The sequence below is a fragment of the Chitinophaga qingshengii genome, from assembly GCF_014529935.1.
Taxonomy (GTDB): Bacteria; Bacteroidota; Bacteroidia; order Chitinophagales; family Chitinophagaceae; genus Chitinophaga; species Chitinophaga qingshengii.
Genome location: NZ_JACVFC010000001.1, coordinates 2,599,060 through 2,617,261, shown reverse-complemented (window position 1 = coordinate 2,617,261; position 18,202 = coordinate 2,599,060). Strand labels below are relative to the sequence as shown.

Here is an 18,202-nt window from a genome sequence, read left to right as displayed (position 1 = left end):
GTACATCCTCATCTAATGAGTGTCACATTACCTTTCATGATGATAGATTCCCCGCTGTCGCAGATCACTTCGGCATAATACACATACACGTCAGGATTGAGCGGAGCGCCTTTATAGCGGCCGTCCCATCCAAAGGAAGGATCATCGGCGTTGATGCCGAAGCGCTCAAACATCAGTTGTCCCCAGCGGTTGTATACCCGGAAAACGCGCACTGTTTGCATACCCCGGCCGCGGATATAAAAAATGTCGTTGGTGCCGTCGCCGTTAGGGGAGAATGTATTGGGAATGAAGACATTACCGCCGTTGCAAACCGTTTTGATATGGATATCGTCGGTCGCCAGGCAGCCATATTGGTTGACCACCGTTACATGGTAGGTCATATCCCCTTTGGGCGTAGCCACGGGCGCCAGGCAGTCGAAACAACTCAGGTAGGTAATGGGTGTCCAGCTGACCTTCACAATATCGCTGCTGCCAACAGCGGGTATGGGCACGACTGAGCCGGAGGCTATTTCCATATCAGGCCCCAGATTGATTTGCGGCGTAGGCCGGACAGTTACAGTGGCTTTCGCGGTATCGGTAAAACAACCGGCATTATCGTATCCTACTACCTGGTAAGTAGTGGTAGCAGCAGGTTTAGCGATCGGGTCGGGAATATCGGTTCTGTCCAGTCCGGATGAAGGCGACCAGTTATAACGAAGCGCGCCACCGGATTGCATTTGTACACTTTGCCCCAAACAGATGCTGGCATCCAGCGCATATATGCGGAAAGGTTGTATCACCGATACTTTGACGGAGCTATTGCTTTTACATCCAAACTCACTGGTGGCCTGTACGTTGTAAATCATATCCTTATCAGGTTTTACAACGGGGTTTTTGCTGGTGGCATCAGAAATATTGTAGGGAGTCCAGCTAACCGTTGCATTGAAGTCGGTGTTGGCATATAACTGTTGCCCTATACCCTTGCAGATGGTGGCTTCCGCAGGCGTAGGCCGCAAGCCGGGCGCAGGATGTACCACAATATTAGTGGTAGCGGTTGCGGGGCAGGTGCCATCGGCATTGGTGATCGTCAGTTTCACCGGCGTAGTGCCAACGGTGTTAAAGGTAAATGCCGGCGGAGCGGGTACATCAAATTCCTGTGTATTACCCACCTGCCATTTCCATTTGGTACCGGGGAGATTTTTGGTCTCGCTTCCCCGCAGTTGTATGGTCCCTTCTATGCAAAATGGTGGTATAGGCGTCACCGTTGCCTGTGGTTGTGTGGGCACTACCACGGGCAAAGTCTTTTGGTCTTTACAACCGTAATTGCTGGTGATTTCCAGCGTAACACTGTAGGTACCCGGCTGTGGATAAGTAAAGGAGCCGTTTGTACCGGTAGAAGTGTTGGGTGGGGTATAGGTCCATTTGCTGCTATAGGGAAGTCCCAGCAGATCGTTGGTCACGGAAGTACTGGTATTTTTGAACAACACGGTACCGCCGCCACAGGCAGCGCTGATGTCGGCGGTGAAATCTGCCACGGCGTTGTCTACCACAATTTTGTCGTTGCCATCGGCCTTTACAGCGCAACCTTTATCATCGATCAGCGATACACGCGGGGTATAAATACCCGCTTTCGTATAAGTGTGCGCGGGCGCTACCGGCGCCTGTGTTTTCAGTACAGTGCCATCATCGAAATCCCACTGGAAGTTGGTGGTTTTATTGGCTACCGCGGTCATGTTGACCGCCAGCGGTACGCAACCCTGAACAGGTGTGGCGGTGAAGGAACCATCGGGCCCTTCAATGGTGACAGGAATGGTTTTGCTGGAAGGGCAGTCACCTTCTGAATACACCGTGAGTTTTACGTTGTAGGTCTTGGCCCGTACATAAATATGGTTACCCGGATCGTTTTTGGAAGAGGTGCTGTTATCGCCAAACTCCCAGAGGGACTTGACGAAGTCGCTGGATTTATTGGTAAACGGTACAGTCACCGGCGGACAAAGTTCCAGGTTGGGCGGGAAAGAGAAATCGGCTACGGGATTGGGTACACGTACCGCCTTGGGTTTGGTGACCTGGTCGGTACATCCTTCCCGGGTAGTAATTTTCAGTGATATATCGTAGGTGCCAAAAGTGGTGTAAGACTTAGTCGGATTGTAGCCGGCAGCAGTGGTATTATCGCCGAAGTCCCAGGCGTAATCCACTACCGTGCCGGAAGATCTGTCGTTGAAAGCGATGGTACTGTTTTTACAGGTAATGGCCGGACTGGCGAAATCGGCTTTCACCGTTTCGATATTCACGGTTCGTTGGGCCTGCACCATGCAGCCATATTGGTCGGTAGCGGTTAACGCTACCATGTAGACTTTGAAATTGACATAAGTATGTTTGGTGTTGAGGGGTTGGGTAGCACTGTTTTGCACGGGGCTGCCATCATCAAAGTCCCATGCCCAGTTCACGATTTTGTTACCTGCATCGATGGTGGATTTATCGGTGAAGGTCAATTCCTCGTTTTTACATTTTTTACCGCTGACGGTGAAGTCAGTCACTGCGCCGTGCACCGCTATTTTAACGGCCTCGGATACACGCCGGCAATTGTTTTTATCCTCGATGGTCAGCTGAATGGGATACACGCCTGACTGCCGGTAGGTATGCGATACACTTTTGGTAGGGTCCAGTTCATAGCCCCAGTACCAGGACGAGGTACCATCTCCCCAGTCTATGGTGTAGGAGTTGATATTGCCGGCAATGAGTGTTCCGAACTTTATCGCCAGGGCTTTGCCTACACACACCCAGGGTGTTTGCGGCAATACCACCGGTTTTTCGTCGATGATATTGAGATTATAGGTAAAGGTTGATTTACACGCGCCGTTGTAGACGGTCAGTTTCACGGTTTTGCTGCCGGTTGTTTTATAGGTGAAATCCGGATTTTGTTCTGTAGAAGTAGCGCCGCCTTCTCCGAAGTCCCAAAGCCATTCTTTTTGTGGCACCGGTTCCGGACCGAAGTCTGATTTGTCGGTGAATTTCCGGTGGTAGTAGTTGTCACAGTCAACAATAGTCGTAAATTCTGCCTGTGGCGGTAATATCTTGATGTATTGTCGCTTGAGCAGGTCACGGATACAGCCGTTGTTATTTACCATCAGTCGTACATCGTGCATGCCTATTTGGGAAAAAAGGTGGCGTGGATCTTTCTCTGTGCTGGAAGTATTATCCTGCGGGAAAATCCAGTTGTAGGTAACATCCGGCCCCGTAGGCGTAGAGAGGTTAGTGAATTGTATCGGATCTGCCGCACAGGAAGTGAGCGGTGTGGCTACAAAATCCACTACGGGTATGGTGCCGGTGCGGAAGACGGTTTGTGCCGTCACGGTACAGCCACTGGCAGTCTTCACTGTCAGGGTAACCGTATAAATGCCTTGTTTATCAAAAATATGGGTAGGCTTGGGATCGGTAGAGGTAGTGCCATCCCCGAAGTTCCATTCATAACTAACAATATCCCCACCGGTGATACCGGCAGAGAAAGGTATTTCAAGGGGAATGCAGCCCGAGCCACCGGAGGGGTAGATTGTCAGTACCGGTGGCTTGATGATGACATATTCGCTCTTACTCACCGTTGCTGTGCAATTGCTGCCACTAGAGGCTTTGAGCGTAACGGTGAAAGTGCCTTTGCTGGTATAGGTATGGGTAGGATTTTCTTCTGTGGACTTAGGCGTTTCATCACCAAAATCCCATTCCCAGGCCGTCGCGTTTTGCGACTGGGCTTTAAAAGTGACGGTGAGTGGTGGGGCGCAGGAACTTGTAGGCGTACCTACAGGATTGATCACCGGGCGGGGATTGATATGTACGGTTTGTTCTATATCCTGCGAGCAGGTACCGATGGTAGCGCGCATTTTTACCGTATAGTCGCCCGCTGCACCGGCCCAGAAAGACGCGCTTTGTCCATTACCGAAGCTGCCATCGGGCAATGTCCAGGTGATAAAATCCGGTTTGGGAATGCTGGTGCTGACCACGGTAGCCTGGTTGCCGGCGCATCCTTCTTTTAGTTCAAAGCCGGGCGTTAGTTTTTTGATAACGACATAATCCTTTTTTACCAACGGGGCCGCGCAACTATTGGTGCTGGTGGGAATAAGCGTTACTGCGTAACTGCCTTCCGTTGTGTAGGTATGTGCAGGTTCTGTGCCGGTGGTGCCATCTCCATAATCCCATACATAGGTAATAGGATCGCCGGTGGTATTGGTGCTGGTATTTTGGAAAGTAACGGTTAGCGGCGCCACACAGCTTTGTGTTTTATCGGCCGTAAAAGACAGTACCGGCGCTTCCTTTACAACGATATTCACCGGTTCGCTGCTGCTGCGGCATCCTTTGCTGTTGGTAACCAGGCTGATAACGTTATAGGCGCCGGGGTCCGTAAATTCGTGTTTGACGCCCGGCCCCTGGTCGGCGCTGCCATCTCCAAAGTTCCAGATGATACTTTCGATGGTGCCATCGCCGGGAGTGGACCGATCGGTGAAGTTGACTGTAAGCGGTTTACAGCCGGCATTCTTATCTACCTCAAATGACACAGTGGGCCGGTTGTAGACGGTGATATCTACCGTTTTCACGATCTTCTTACCGGAGTAATCGGCAGTCAGGGTAACATGATAAACGCCGGGATCGGGAAAGATGCGGGAGGGAGTGGGATTACCCGTAACTTTAGCGCCAATGCCGAAATCCCATTCCAGGCTTGTATAGCCGGGATCGAGGCGGGTGTTGAAAGCAACCGTGAAAGGAGGACAGTCAGCGGTTTTATCAGGTAGTATCTCTACGTTTTGTGCGTATAGTTTATTGGAAAGAACAAATAGGAGCAGCAAAACGATGGCAATCCTTATATTTTTCATCAGGCATAGGTGGCAATAGGGAAATAAAATATAAAAATAACAATAATGTTTGTAAATAGCGATTTTAACCATAAGGATAACATGGAGACAACAGACCCGCAATATTGGAATGAACGTTATCTGAAAGGCGAGACCGGCTGGGATATGGGCAGGGTATCACCGCCTTTGCAGGCTTATATTGACCAGCTGGAGAACCGGGACCTGGAGATCCTGATACCCGGGGCCGGCAATAGCTATGAGGCGTCCTACCTGTTGGAGAAAGGATTCCGGCGGGTAACGGTGCTGGACATTGCGCCGTTACTGGTCGAAGCGCTGCGTCGCACCTTTGCCGGCACCACTTTACAGATCGTGGAAGGCGATTTTTTTAAACATCAGGGCAGTTATGACCTGGTGCTGGAGCAAACCTTTTTCTGCGCGCTGCCTCCTTTGCTGCGGCAGGACTATGTAACGCATATGCATACACTGATCCGGCCCGGCGGGCATCTGGCAGGGGTGTTGTTTAACAGGGATTTTGCCCAGGATGGCCCGCCTTTTGGGGGAAGTGAAGCTGAATACCGGGAATTGTTCACGCCACTGTTTGAAATAAAAACACTGGCCCCGTGTTATAACTCCCACCCTGCCCGTCAGGGATCAGAGTTGTTTATCAATTTTTTACCGAAATAACCGCGTATGTACCGTTTTTTAGTGACCGCCCTGCTATTATGCACCGGTGGCGTTTTACAAGCCCAACAACAGGAAGGGGCTGCTGCTTTTTCCAAAGATATCCGCCAACCAGGCGTACAGGTATTTGATGTACGCACAGCGGAAGAGTATAACACCGGTCATCTGCCTAATGCTTTACAGGCAGATTATACCAACAAAACAGAATTTAACGACCGGGTAAAGTACCTCGATAAACAAAAACCCGTGTACATCTATTGCCTCAGCGGAGGCCGTAGTTCCAAAGCCGCGCAGTGGATGCGGGAGAATGGCTTCAGTAAGGTGATAGAACTGGAAAACGGTGTGAATGCCTGGAAACAGGCCGGTTTACCACTGGAAGGGGTAAACGAAAAAAAGCCACAGCTGACCATGGATGCTTACAACAAAGGTACTGCCAAAGGATGGGTGCTGACGGATGTAGGTGCTGCCTGGTGCCCGCCCTGTAAACAACTGGAGCCTGTATTGACACAGTTTCTGAAACAACATCAGCAGGTAAAACTGATGAAAGTGGATGGTGGGAATGATACTGACGTGATGAAAACAATCGGCGCTAAAGGGTTGCCCACGCTGATTTTGTATAAAGATGGAAAAGAAGTCTGGCGGAAACAGGGCGTAGCTACTGCCGAAGAGCTGGCCGCCGCTGTGAAATAATTGTATTCCTTAACCTGTAGCAAAACATAAAAATTTATGGAAAGTAAAAAGTCCCTGTTATTTCTTTTCACCATCATCGCCTTCATTTTAGGCATGGCTTTATTCAAACAATTCAACTTTCAGACTTTTAGCTTTGCGAAGCCTGCATTAGCCATACTTTACAGCATCGTTTTTGTGGCCAGTGTAGTATTCGTTGTAAGAGGTTTGATAAAAAAATAACAGGGTCAACTACTGTAACAACCTAACAGGATCAGCATAACACAAGCAAATCCGCCGAAATTCTTAAATCCATAAATCCGTAAATCCCTAAATAAAAAGCCCCGGGTGAAGGCCCGGGGCTTTTTATGTTTAAAGATGAAGTGTAATAGCGTTAACCGTAGTTACCTGCCCGGTACTCACATTTACATTGGTCACGAGGGTGTCTTTAACCGTACCATCGCCGGCGATGGCCACATTGTAAGCACCTGCGTTCAGGCCCGGCAGCAGGTAAGCGCCGGTGAGTGCATCCGGTTTGGCAGCAGCAATCGTATCTGCATTCTGTATAGCATACACGCCGGATACATGCAGGAGCGGCAATGCAATACCTTTGATAGAACCGCTGGTAGCCTGGGTGTAGGTGCGGATCACCGGTTTCAGGATGTAGTTGTTGTTGCCGGTGGTAACAACAGAACGGTTGGCATCAAAGTCGAGCCAGAGGCGGTATTCAATGCCCGCTGTCAGTGACGCGTGTACGTTGAGTTTAAGGCCGGACTGCTGTGCAGATGGTGTCGCCAGCGGATAACTGGTTCCTTTTATCACTACGGTGTTGTTGGAACCCAGTATCAGCCTGATTTGTGAGATGTCGCCGGCGGGAAGGTCCTGGGAAGCCAGTACGGTATCGATACCGTTGCGGAAGTTGAGCAGGTTGTAAACACCCGGACGCAGCAGATGTATGGATTGCCAGCCGTTATCAGAACTAGTGGCGTTTACCTGGACATCCTGGATGTCTACATTCACAGCATCGTAGTTGGCAGGAGCATCGGTCAGCATAACGGTCATCTTCGCGGTGCCGCTGTTGTTGGAGTCGTTTTTGTTGCAGGCGGTAAATAGCAGTGTAAGTGCAGGAAGAGCCATGATAAAGGCCCAGATTCGGTTTTTCATGATTTAAATGTTTAGACAGATATTGAATTGCAAAAGTAACACATGTATTTTATGTGTAATCTATTGTAATTGAAACAAGCTGTTTTATTTGTTTTGGCTGTCTGATGATTGCATTCCAACATTCGTTGTCGTTATAACAAACTATAGGCCAACTCCTGTGACTGCTTGACTGGCTTGTAGTTTAAGGATGGGGATAACTAAAACGGCCCATTGGTGGAGATCAATGGGCCGTTTTGTTTGGATATCATCAATATGCTTACCAGTTATAGATACCGGCGTATTTTTTCTCCGCGTAGTGCAGGAAGTAGCTGAATTGCAGTTCCTGACCGGTTACCTTTTTACAGAGTTCATTGGACGTATAAAACCGGCCAAAGGGGTGGATATTGGTACGCAGCCATTCCAGCAATGGGTGGTAATTACCGGCGATGATGGCGTCGTCCAGTCCGGGTACCTGTTTTTGGGCGGTGGTAAAAAACTGGGCGGCGTAGAAGCTACCCAGGGAATAGGTGGGGAAGTAGCCGAAGCTGCCGTGCGACCAGTGGATATCCTGTAATACGCCCTGAACATCGTCAGGTACCGTTACGTGCAGGTATTGGCGGTAGTAGTCGTTCCATACCTGCCGCAGGTCACTTACCGGGATGCTGCCATCCATAAGGCCTTTCTCAATTTCATAACGTATCATGATATGAAAGTGATAGGTCAGTTCATCTGCTTCCGTGCGGATCAGCGATGGCTGTACCTGGTTGATAGCGTGGTAGAATCTTTCCACGGATACGTTGCCCAGGTTTTCGGGAAACAGCTGTTGCAGGCGGGCGTAGTGGAATTTCCAGAAGTTAAGGCTGCGGCCTACATTGTTTTCCCACAGGCGGGACTGTGACTCATGGATACCCAGGCTGGCGGCTTCTCCGCAGGGGAGGCCGTATTGTTCGGGGGGCAGGCCCTGTTCGTAGAGTGCGTGACCACCTTCATGGATACAGCTCCAGGTCATGTTGCCGAAGTCATTTTCATCGATGCGGGTAGTGACTCTCACATCGTGGGGGTTGAAGCTGGTGGTGAAAGGGTGTTCTGAGATGTCCTGGCGGCCGGCCTGGAGGTCGTAGCCCATTTCTTTCAGCAGGTCGATACCCAGTTGCCATTGTTTATCGCGGTCATAGTGTTTCAGCAGGAAATCCTTTTCCACCTGCGGGCGGCCTTCGATGTTGGTCAGCAGGGGAGAAAGGGCATTTTTCACATCCCGGAAAATGGTGTCCAGCATGGTGGTAGTGGTGCCTTTCTCGTATTCGTTGAGCAGGGCGTTGTAAGGATGGCCTTCATAGCCCAGGATATCCGTTTCCTGTTTTTTGAGGGCGATCATTTTGGAGAGGGCCGGTGCAAAGATGTTGTAATCGTTGGCTTTGCGTGCTTTGATCCAGGCGTGGTAACATTCGTTGGTCGTTTGGGACATTTCCGCCACAAAGGCTGCCGGGTATTTTTTATTTTTTTCGTAATCTTCCAGGGAGAGGGCTATATTTTTTTGCTGGAGCGCGTCGAGTTCGCTGTGGTTGTGCAGTTGCCGGAGGAGGTCGCCGAGGGCTTCTTCCGTGAACAGTTCATGGGCGATGCCGCTGAGGGTAGTCAGTTGCTGGCCTCTGAAGGCAGCGCCTTTTTCCGGCAGGTATGTTTCCTGGTCCCAGCCCAATACAGCCATGGTGTTTCTCACGTCTGCAATTTTTTGCATCTTTGACTGGTACCCGGTATATTGTTCTGCAGTAGATTTGCTTCCTGTCATAACTGGATTTTTTTGCAAATGTACAGGATACCAATTGCTTTGCTATGAAGATAAAAGAGATCATACAGGTACTGGAGGCCTATGCGCCTTTACCGTACCAGGAAAGTTACGATAACGCCGGTCTTATTTTCGGGGATGCCTCCTGGGAAGTGACCAATGTGTTATTAACGCTGGATGCCACCGAGGCAGTTATTGATGAGGCGATAGCGCGGGGGTGTAACCTCGTGGTAGCGCATCATCCGATTGTTTTCGGGGGATTAAAGAAGATCAACGGGCGGACTTACGTAGAGCGGGTGGCTATTAAAGCCATCAAGCATGACATTGCCGTGTATGCCGCCCATACCAACCTGGACAATGTACGGAACGGCGTATGTGCCCGGATGGCTGAACAGCTGGGACTGGAGCAGTGCCGGGTGTTGCAGCCCAAGGCGGGATTGCTGAAGAAGCTGTATACCTATGTGCCGACAGATAAGGCCGCGCAGGTGCGGGATGCCTTGTTTGCCGCCGGCGCCGGTAATATCGGGAACTACAGTGAGTGTAGTTTTCATGTAGCGGGGCAGGGCACTTTTAAGGGAGGGGCTGGTACCGATCCGTATGTGGGGATACCCGGAGAAAGACATTTTGAGGACGAAATAAAGTTGGAAGTGATTTTTCCGGTATATTTGGAATCCGGGATTTTAAAGGCCCTGTTGGCGAGTCATCCCTATGAAGAGGTGGCTTACGAGGTGGTTACACTGGACAATGCTTACCAGGACGTGGGTTCAGGGCTGATAGGAGAGCTGCCGGAGGCGATGGAAGAGCAGGCCTTCCTGCAGTGGGTAAAGCAGCAGTTCCGGACCGGTTGTGTGCGGTATACCCCTTTAAGGGGGCGTCCGGTGAAAAAAGTGGCTTTGTGCGGCGGAGCGGGCAGTTTCCTGTTGAAGCGGGCCATAGCGGCAGGGGCGGATGCCTATATTTCCGCGGACTTTAAGTATCATGAATTTTTTGACGCTGATAATCAAATAGTTATAGCAGATGTCGGACATTTTGAGAGCGAGCAGTTTACAGTCGAATTATTTTATCATATATTGACTGAAAAATTCCGTAATTTTGCGCCTCTTAAATCTACGATTAAAACAAACCCGGTAAATTATTTATAATACATGGCTACCGTAAAAGAATACTCCGTTGAAGAAAAATTAGCATCTGTGCTCAAGCTGCAGAAGATTGATTCCAAGCTGGATGAAATCCAGGTGTTGAAAGGGGAGTTGCCGATTGAAGTAAAGGACCTGGAAGATGAGATCGAAGGGTTAAATACACGTCAATCTCATATCGAGAACGAGATCAAGGGTATCCAGGACTTCGTTACCAGCAAGAAAACGGCCATTAAGGACGCTGAGGCGCTGATCAAGAAGTATGAGAAACAGCAGGATAATGTGAAGAACAACCGTGAGTTTGAGGCCATCACCAAAGAAATGGAGATGCAGTCACTGGAAATCAAGCTGGCTGAAAAGCATATCAAAGACGCAAACGAAGAGATAAAAGAAAAATCCCGCACCCTGGAAGTAGCTAAAAAGGCGATTGCTGATAAAGAAGCTAACCTGAAGCATAAAAAAGGGGAACTGGAAAAAATCGTAGCAGAAACCGAGAAGGAAGAAAAATCTTACCGTAAGGAAAGTGAAGATGCGAAAGCAAAAGTAGACCCCCGTTTACTGGCTGCTTACGAAAAAATCCGCAAAAACTACCGTAACGGCCTGGCCGTAGTAACAGTAGAGCGTGATTCCTGCGGCGGTTGCTACAACGCGATCCCTCCTCAACGTCAGGCAGAGATCCGTCAGCACAAAAAAATCATCGTTTGTGAGCACTGCGGCCGTATCCTGGTAGACAACGACCTCGAGGCGACTGTCACCATCTGATGCGATTCAGACATCCGAAAACATTGAAAAAGGGCATCCATGGATGCCCTTTTTTCGTATAAGCGTTACCGTAATAAAAATATACTAATTTATTTAGCTTTGTTTTACTAAATATGTTAGCTTTGCCGCTGTGTACCGTACGCAGGTAGTTTGCGTAGCAGTTCTTTTAATTTGTGGCAGGAAATTGGATGGGGCAAGCAACTTTAAAAAATGTGAATTGTTTAATTTGGGATTTGTGGAATTGTTGTGTGAGATTTGAGTTTATTCCAGGAATTTTGCCCTTATGCGTATTATTTTTTCTTTGATTCTTTTGCTGGGATTAGGGTTTACAGTTGATGCAAGACAGAAGACGTATGATTTCAACAGCCGTTGTGAGCAAGCCTACCAGGCGATCATGGAGTTGCGGTTGAACACCGGTAAAGCATTGCTGGAAGCGGAAAAGAAAGAAAATCCGGACAACCTGATACCCTATTTTCTGGATAATTATGTGGATTTTTTTCCGTTGTTTTTCAATGAAGACGCGGCAGAATATTCCCGGAAAAGAGGGATGCGTGCCGTCCGGCTGGACAGGATGGAGGAAGGGTCCCCGGATTCTCCCTACTATCTGTATACACAGGCGGCTATCAAGTTTCAATGGGCGATGATCAAGATCAAGTTCAACGAAAAATGGGACGCTACCTGGGAAATCCGTAAAGCTTATATGACCCTGAAGGAAAACCAGCGCCGTTTTCCGGACTTTATGCCCAACAAGCTGTTGCTGGGAGCCATGCAAACGGTTTTCGGCACCATCCCCGAAGGGTATAAATGGATCACCAATATCCTGGGTATGAAGGGAAGTATCCACCAGGGGATGGACAATGTGAACGCATTCATTGAAAGCAATGCCCCCGAAGCAAGGCAGTTCAGGGAAGAATCCTATTATTACTATTGTTACCTGATGCTTTTTATTGTGAATAAACCGGAGGATACCTGGGCGTTTTTACAGAGAAAGCAGCTGGATACCAAAAATAACTACCTGTATGCCCTGATGGTGGCCAATCTGTCGCTTAATAACCAGAAGGCAGCCAATGGCATCCGGGTATTGGAGGAGCGGCACGACAGCAGCGAATATGCGGACATCGAATACTATAACTATGTATTCGGATTGTTGAAGCTGACCCGGCTGGACCCCGACGCACATGTGTATCTGGAAAGGTTCATCAGTGATTTTAAAGGCAAGTTCTACGTAAAGGAATGCCTGCAACGGTTAAGCTGGTTTTACTACCTGGAAGGCAACCAGGCGATGGCCAACAAATACCGGAACATGATTCTGAACCGGGGCGGTACGGAAACGGACGCCGATAAACAGGCACTGAAGGAAGCGGAAGGGGGTAAATGGCCCAATCCTTTCCTGTTGAAGGTTCGCCTGTTGAGCGACGGCGGTTTCTTTAGTGAAGCCCTGAAGTTGCAGCTGACCAAAAAAGCGGCGGATTTCCCTGCCATGGAAGACAAACTGGAGTATGCCTATCGCCTGGGCCGTATATATGACGAAATCGGGCAGGACGACAAGGCCGTCACCATGTATGAAGTAACCATCAAAGTAGGCGCTAACCGGCCGGAATATTATGCCGCCAGAGCTTCCCTGCAATTGGGGTATATTTACGAAAAACGAAAAGATAAAAACAAAGCCATTCAATGTTATCAGCAATGTCTGGACATGAAAGGCCACGATTATAAAAACTCCCTCGACCAACGGGCAAAAGCAGGCATACAACGTGTGAATGGCAGTTGAGAAGGGAGAAAATTGTGATTCAAGTTATTTCCTGACTTATGTTACAGCGACTAATCATTAAGAATTACGCCATTATTGACCACCTGGAAGTGGATTTTTCAGGTAACCTTAATGTCATCACCGGTGAAACCGGCGCCGGTAAATCTATCCTGTTGGGCGCCCTCTCCATGATCCTGGGAGAACGCGCCGACCCCGGCGTCCTATTCGATAAAACCGGCAAATGTGTAATTGAAGGCATCTTCAAGGTGAAAAAAAAACAGGTGGCCGCTTTTTTCCAGCAACACGAACTGGACCTGGAAGATACACTGATCATCCGCCGGGAAATCAGTGCCGCCGGTAAATCGAGAGCGTTTGTCAATGATACTCCTGTCAACATATCCCAGCTGTCTGAGCTGGCAGGCTTCCTGGTAGATCTGCACCAGCAGTTTGATACCCTGGAACTGGGCAACGCCGACTTCCAGCGGGAAGTAATAGACGCCCTGGCCAAACCCGGCGCTTTACCCGTGTACCATCACCTGTTCCTGCAATATCAGCAGGTACAGAAAAAATATAAACAACTGCAGGACGACCGTGACCAGGCCAATAAAGAACTGGATTACAACAAATTCCTGCTGGATGAACTGCTGGAAGCGGATTTTAGTCCCAATGAAGTAGAGGAGCTGGACAACGAGTTACAGCTGCTGACCCATGCAGAAGAAATCAAAAACACCCTGAACCGCGTATTTTTTCAGTTGAAGGAAGATGAACAACCGATCCTCCAGCGGCTGAAACAACTGCAATCCTCCATACTGGGTATTTCCTCCTTTCACAAAGACATGCCGGCCGTATCAGAGCGGATGTTGTCTGCCTACCTGGAACTCCAGGATATCGCCGGAGAAGTGGAAAGTATCAACGACCAGGTACAATACGACGCTGCGCGCATTGAGCAGGTAAACGACCGGATGGCTATGGGGTACCGGCTTTTCAAGAAACACGGCGTACAAACCACCGATGAGCTTTTAGCGATTAAGGATGCCCTGACAGTGAAGGTGGAAGGAGTGTTAAACCTAGATGAACAACTGGCATCGCTGGAAAAAGAACAGGCGCAGCTACAGGAAGCCCTGTTGAAAGATGCGGCGGCTATTACAGCGGAAAGACAGGAACAGGTAGCGCCTTTCGAGAAAAAGGTAAATACATTGCTGGCACAGGTAGGTATGCCCAATGCCCGTCTGAAGGTAGATATTACACAAGGTGAACTGAATCCTTTCGGACAGGATACGATCGAGTTCCTGTTTGATGCCAACCGCAGCAACCAGTTTGCACCGGTAGGCAAAGTAGCGTCCGGCGGTGAGTTAAGCCGGCTGATGCTCTGTATCAAATCCCTGGTGGCCCAGTCTGTGGCATTGCCTACACTGATATTCGATGAAATTGATACCGGTATTTCCGGTGAAGCCGCCAGACAGGTGGGCGTTATCCTGAAAGACCTGGCTAAAGCGCACCAGATTATCTGCATCACCCACCAGCCGCAGATAGCAGGCAAGGCAGACGCACATTATTTTGTATATAAAGATGCCAAAGCGGAGAAAGTGACCACCAGTGTAAGACTGTTGTCTATGGATGAGCGCATTGATAAGATTGCGCAGATGCTGAGTGGTGAGCGGCCAACGGCTGCCGCCCTGGAAAATGCCCGCGAGATGGTAAGATAACACAGGCGTAACCGTTATTGTTTCCCGGCCGGGATGCTTCAAAAGCGATGGGCGGGAAGCAATATCTTTTTTTTTCAACTATAACGACTATTTTTGCCGAAATTAATTTTGACCAAATGGCTCATAACTTATTAAAAGGAAAGAAAGGTATCATCTTTGGTGCACTGGACGAAAAGTCGCTGGCCTGGAGAACTGCGCTTCGTTGTGTGGAAGAAGGCGCTGAAATAGTGCTTACCAACGCACCTGTCGCGCTGCGTATGGGTGAGATCAACAAACTGGCTGAAATCTGCAAGGCCCCCGTTATTCCGGCAGACGTAACCATCACGGATGACCTGAAAAATCTTTTTACCAAATCCATGGAGCATTTTGGTGGTAAAATAGATTTTGTGTTGCATTCTGTTGGCATGAGCCTGAACGTACGTAAAGGACGTGCTTATACAGACCTGGACTACGATTTCTCGCTGAAAAGTATGAACATCTCTGCACTGTCATTGCACCGTGTACTGCAGACTGCTTACCAGATGGATGCTATCAACGAATGGGGTTCTGTAGTAGCGCTTACTTACATTGCTGCACAGCGTGCATTCCCTGATTACAGCGAAATGGCAGATGCGAAAGCGATGCTGGAATCCGTAGCACGCAGCTTCGGTTACCACTATGGCGTAAAAAATAAAGTACGTGTAAACACGGTATCCCAGTCCCCTACGCCTACTACGGCAGGTAGCGGTGTGAAAGGTTTCGGTGGTTTCATCGGTTATGCAGAAAAAATGAGCCCGCTGGGTAATGCTTCTGCTGACAACTGTGCGGATTACCTGGTAACCCTGTTCTCCGACCTGACGAGAATGGTGACCATGCAGAACCTGTATCATGACGGCGGATTCTCCTTCACCGGTGTTTCCAATGCTATCATGAATGCACTGGAAAAAGAATAGCACTATTTCTTCATTTAGTTATTTGATTATTTAAAGGCTTTCCCGGAACGACATTAAATAATCAAATAACTAAATACCAAAATAAAAAGCCGTTACCTGCTGGTAACGGCTTAATTTTTTATCAGGCATAGGATGCCAGGAGAGTAGTACAATCAATAAGCGCTCAGGATCTAGTACTCATCTTCATTAAAGAAGAAGTCGTCTTGCGACGGATAATCAGACCAGATATCTTCAATCCCCTCATAAATTTCTCCCTCATCCTCCAGCTCCTGTAAATTCTCGATTACTTCGATCGGTGCACCGGAACGAATGGCGTAATCAATAAGTTCGTCTTTAGTAGCTGGCCATGGAGCATCCTCCAGGTATGAAGCTAATTCTAATGTCCAGTACATCTTATTAAAATTTTTACTTTTTAATTTTCCGCAAAAGTATTATTTAATTTGAAATAAACAACTTTTACTATTTTATCGGTTATTTACTTTTCTTTGGGTTATGCTTACCGCTCGCAATGTTACCAAAAATTATTCCAACTTACCGATTCTCAAGGGAGTAGATATTACTGTCAGTAAAGGTGAGATCGTAACCATCGTTGGATCATCCGGGGCCGGCAAAAGTACCCTGCTGCATATACTCGGCACACTGGACCAGCCCACCCAGGGCGAGATCTGGCTGAATGATGTCAATCTGACGGGTTTAAGCGGCAATGCGCTGGCTGACTTCCGGAACCGACATATTGGCTTTATCTTCCAGTTCCATCACCTTTTACCCGAATTCAGCGCGCTGGAAAATGTATGTATTCCCGGCTTTATCGCCGGTACCCGCAGCAGCGAGGTAAGGGAAAAAGCGGCTTTCCTCCTGGAAACCATGGGCCTGAAGCATCGTTTGGAACACAAACCAAATGCCCTCTCCGGCGGCGAACAACAAAGGGTGGCCGTCGCCAGAGCCCTCATCAATAACCCGGATGTGGTGATGGCCGATGAACCAACCGGTAACCTCGACTCCCACAATGCCCGGGAACTGCACAGTATGTTCCTGCAACTGAGAGATCAGTTTAAACAAACCTTTATCATCGTTACCCACAACGAAGAACTGGCGCCGCTGAGCGATCGGCAGCTGTTGATGAAAGACGGGAAAATCATTTAGTTATTCTGATATTTGGTTATTTTGATATTTACCCTAATCACGGTAGCCTTTTAATAAAAAAATATAAAAATAATTAAATATCAAAATCCGTAAATCTCCAGCCCTGCCCTAAAGGTGTTACAATGTGCATTTACAATATCGCTGATACGGGTAGAATAGCCGCCACCCATCGCTACGGCGCAGGGGATGCCGTGTTTATGCAGCAGGCTGAAAACGATCTCATCGCGCTGCCGGCAGCCTGCAGGGGTTACTTTAAGCTTGCCATACCGGTCTGTTTCGAGTATATCCACACCGGAGAGGTAACACACGATGTCTGGTTTGACCTGATCTATCAGCCGGGGTAGCGTATCTTCCAGCAACTGCAGGTAAGGACCGGTGGTCATACCATCGGGTAACGGGATGTCCAGGTCGGAGGTTTCCTTATGGAAGGGATAGTTATGGGCGCCGTGCATACTGAAGGTAAATACACGGTCGTTACCGGCGAACAGGGCCGCCGTTCCATTGCCCTGGTGCACATCCAGATCGGTGATGAGCACTCTTTTCACTTTTTTTTGTTGTAACAGATAATTGGCCGCAATGGCGAAATCGTTGAGCAGGCAGAAACCTTCTCCCCGGTCGGCGAAGGCATGATGCGTGCCGCCGGCCACATTGAAGCCGATGCCATGGTCCAGCGCATGCAGGGCGATGTCGATGGTACCCTGCGCTATTACGATCTCCCGTTGGGTAAGCTGTGGGGACTGGCGAAAGCCGATATGCCGTTGTTCCTTGTCGGATAACGTCTGGTCGCGCAGTTTCTCCCACCAGGTCTTTGTATGGGTGGTGAGGATGACTTCTTCGGTGGCTGCTTCCGGCGCCCACAGCTGATCATGGCTGATGACGCCCTCCCGCAGTAACTGAGCCGGTATCAGCTCATATTTCACCATCGGGAAACGGTGATCAGCAGGTAACGGATGAGCATATAGGTCGTGGTAGGCTATCTTCATGATCGGAAAAAACTTATTGTGTCCGGATAATCGATTTTCCGGCGATTACGAACACGGATTCGCCCGGGGCAGGGTCGAGGCTGGCCAGGCCGGTAAAGTCGCCAAAAGCGGGTAAAATACCGCAATGCCGGCCAAAATAAAAGCAGGGTAAACGAAGCCGCTGTTTGGCAGGGCCGGCCATCACCACGGCGGGGTGCAGGTGACCGGAAAACGTGTACAGGTATCCGTTGTTATCTTCACAGGGCTCGTGGATAAAGTGGATATCCCTGATCGTCAGCGTTTCATGGGTAATTATCTCCAACTGGCTGTATATTTCTTCGTTCATGATGTCATGATTGCCCAGCACCAGGTCTATCCGGATATGTACAAACTGGCCGCGCCATACTTTGAAATACTGCACCTCATTGTTGTGCCGGCTGTGAAACATATCGCCTACAATAATGAGCCTTTCCGGCAGATAGCGTGTTATCAGCTGCTGCAGCCGGAACAGGTCTTCCTGCATAATACCTGCCGGCACGGCAATGCCGGCTTTACGGAAATGGGCCGATTTACCCAGGTGCAGGTCTGAAAGGATGAGTGCTTTTTCTTCTTCCCAGTAAATCGCTTTTTCGGCCAACAGATGCCAGTGCTGCTGTTTAAACCGGAATATCTCCCTCGCCGCGGTGTCCTTGTTTTGCATGGGCTGCAAATTATT

General features: G+C 49.0%; 15 protein-coding genes. 9 read left to right on the top strand and 6 right to left on the bottom strand.

The window, feature by feature from the left end; all coding sequences use genetic code 11:
* Positions 1 to 8 precede the first annotated feature (8 nt).
* Positions 9 to 4,841 carry a PKD domain-containing protein gene (locus tag ICL07_RS09955; RefSeq protein WP_188087758.1) on the bottom strand — a complete coding sequence of 1,611 codons (4,833 nt, stop codon included), beginning with the start codon at positions 4,839 to 4,841 and terminating at the stop codon, positions 9 to 11.
* An 81-nt stretch (positions 4,842 to 4,922) separates the two neighbouring features.
* On the opposite strand from ICL07_RS09955, the gene ICL07_RS09950 reads away from it, so the two are divergent.
* From ICL07_RS09950 to ICL07_RS09940, 3 genes are read left to right on the top strand one after another with little or no spacing between them, the layout of a single operon-like run.
* A complete protein-coding gene (locus tag ICL07_RS09950) occupies positions 4,923 to 5,504 on the top strand; it encodes a methyltransferase domain-containing protein (protein ID WP_188087757.1) in 582 nt (193 codons plus the stop codon).
* Positions 5,505 to 5,510: 6 nt separating this feature from the next.
* The gene (locus ICL07_RS09945) at positions 5,511 to 6,191 is read left to right on the top strand and encodes a rhodanese-like domain-containing protein (protein ID WP_188087756.1); all 681 of its coding nucleotides are present in this window, start codon (positions 5,511 to 5,513) and stop codon (positions 6,189 to 6,191) included.
* 36 nt (positions 6,192 to 6,227) lie between these two features.
* Positions 6,228 to 6,410, top strand: a complete 183-nt coding sequence (locus ICL07_RS09940; protein ID WP_188087755.1) for a hypothetical protein — start codon at positions 6,228 to 6,230, stop codon at positions 6,408 to 6,410.
* 129 nt (positions 6,411 to 6,539) lie between these two features.
* On the opposite strand, the gene ICL07_RS09935 is transcribed toward ICL07_RS09940, so the two are convergent.
* Both ICL07_RS09935 and ICL07_RS09930 read right to left on the bottom strand, forming a co-directional pair.
* Positions 6,540 to 7,331 carry a DUF4382 domain-containing protein gene (locus ICL07_RS09935; RefSeq protein ID WP_188087754.1) on the bottom strand — a complete coding sequence of 264 codons (792 nt, stop codon included), beginning with the start codon at positions 7,329 to 7,331 and terminating at the stop codon, positions 6,540 to 6,542.
* Positions 7,332 to 7,587: 256 nt separating this feature from the next.
* Entirely contained in the window at positions 7,588 to 9,099 is a 1,512-nt protein-coding gene (locus tag ICL07_RS09930) for a carboxypeptidase M32 (RefSeq protein ID WP_188087753.1), read from the bottom strand.
* Positions 9,100 to 9,143: 44 nt separating this feature from the next.
* Here ICL07_RS09930 and ICL07_RS09925 point away from each other — a divergent pair, with 44 nt between their 5' ends.
* The 5 genes from ICL07_RS09925 to ICL07_RS09905 all read left to right on the top strand — a co-directional run bounded on the left by ICL07_RS09925 (position 9,144) and on the right by ICL07_RS09905 (position 15,382).
* Positions 9,144 to 10,238: a Nif3-like dinuclear metal center hexameric protein gene (locus ICL07_RS09925; protein WP_188087752.1), complete on the top strand. Its 1,095-nt coding sequence runs from the start codon at positions 9,144 to 9,146 to the stop codon at positions 10,236 to 10,238.
* Positions 10,239 to 10,241: 3 nt separating this feature from the next.
* Complete coding sequence (locus ICL07_RS09920; protein WP_188087751.1) at positions 10,242 to 10,994, top strand: zinc ribbon domain-containing protein; 753 nt, start codon at positions 10,242 to 10,244, stop codon at positions 10,992 to 10,994.
* A 283-nt stretch (positions 10,995 to 11,277) separates the two neighbouring features.
* Entirely contained in the window at positions 11,278 to 12,765 is a 1,488-nt protein-coding gene (locus ICL07_RS09915; RefSeq protein WP_188087750.1) for a tetratricopeptide repeat protein, read from the top strand.
* A 38-nt stretch (positions 12,766 to 12,803) separates the two neighbouring features.
* Positions 12,804 to 14,450: a DNA repair protein RecN gene (recN, locus tag ICL07_RS09910; protein WP_188087749.1), complete on the top strand. Its 1,647-nt coding sequence runs from the start codon at positions 12,804 to 12,806 to the stop codon at positions 14,448 to 14,450.
* A 116-nt stretch (positions 14,451 to 14,566) separates the two neighbouring features.
* The gene (locus ICL07_RS09905) at positions 14,567 to 15,382 is read left to right on the top strand and encodes an enoyl-ACP reductase FabI (protein WP_188087748.1); all 816 of its coding nucleotides are present in this window, start codon (positions 14,567 to 14,569) and stop codon (positions 15,380 to 15,382) included.
* Positions 15,383 to 15,552: 170 nt separating this feature from the next.
* Here the strand turns inward: ICL07_RS09905 and ICL07_RS09900 are convergent, their stop codons facing one another.
* The gene (locus ICL07_RS09900) at positions 15,553 to 15,774 is read right to left on the bottom strand and encodes a DUF2795 domain-containing protein (RefSeq protein WP_012794455.1); all 222 of its coding nucleotides are present in this window, start codon (positions 15,772 to 15,774) and stop codon (positions 15,553 to 15,555) included.
* Positions 15,775 to 15,874: 100 nt separating this feature from the next.
* Between ICL07_RS09900 and ICL07_RS09895 the strand changes: the two genes are divergently transcribed.
* Positions 15,875 to 16,525: an ABC transporter ATP-binding protein gene (locus ICL07_RS09895; RefSeq protein ID WP_188087747.1), complete on the top strand. Its 651-nt coding sequence runs from the start codon at positions 15,875 to 15,877 to the stop codon at positions 16,523 to 16,525.
* 80 nt (positions 16,526 to 16,605) lie between these two features.
* Here the strand turns inward: ICL07_RS09895 and ICL07_RS09890 are convergent, their stop codons facing one another.
* Positions 16,606 to 17,508, bottom strand: a complete 903-nt coding sequence (locus ICL07_RS09890; protein WP_188087746.1) for a histone deacetylase family protein — start codon at positions 17,506 to 17,508, stop codon at positions 16,606 to 16,608.
* Between the two features lie 13 nt (positions 17,509 to 17,521).
* Positions 17,522 to 18,187 (bottom strand): ligase-associated DNA damage response endonuclease PdeM, encoded by a 666-nt coding sequence (gene pdeM / locus ICL07_RS09885; protein ID WP_188087745.1) that lies wholly within the window; start codon positions 18,185 to 18,187, stop codon positions 17,522 to 17,524.
* Positions 18,188 to 18,202: the final 15 nt, after the last annotated feature.